This window comes from Stenotrophomonas sp. A3_2 (genome assembly GCF_036624925.1).
Lineage (GTDB): Bacteria > Pseudomonadota > Gammaproteobacteria > Xanthomonadales > Xanthomonadaceae > Stenotrophomonas > Stenotrophomonas hibiscicola.
On sequence record NZ_JAZKVY010000004.1, the window covers coordinates 1 to 428 of the forward strand.

Annotated in this window: 1 protein-coding gene; it reads left to right on the forward strand. The window is 59.3% G+C overall.

Translation table 11 applies throughout. From position 1 onward, the window contains the following. Positions 1-428: hypothetical protein (locus tag R5H29_RS00015; RefSeq protein ID WP_332328520.1), on the forward strand; the 428-nt coding region annotated here is incomplete at both ends.

Consider the following 428-nt stretch of genomic DNA (forward strand, 5'->3'; position numbering starts at 1 on the left):
CGGCAGATGCCACGGCAGGGTCTTCGCCGATCGATGCCGCCGCCGATACACTACTACGTCGCCTACGCATTGTTCCCGCAAGGGACAGCAACGTCATTTCCATAAGCCTCCGTGATAGCCGCCCGGCGATGGCCCCCATACTGCTCAGTGCACTGCTCAACGCGTACTCCAGGCACCGCCAAATTGTCTATAACGACCCTCAGTTAGATATCGTCGAGCACGAACTGAAGCATGCAGAACGAGCGGCAGCCGACGCCGCTAACCGGCTTGCCGCATTCCGGCAAGACCGGGCGCTTATCGATGTGGCTACCGAGCGTAATTTATTGCTCCGGCAACGGGATAGCCTGACCACATCGCTTATGGAGAGCGATGCGCGGGCCGCCGGCTTGCGCAAACGTATTGTCACGTTACAGCGCCAAACGAAGGAG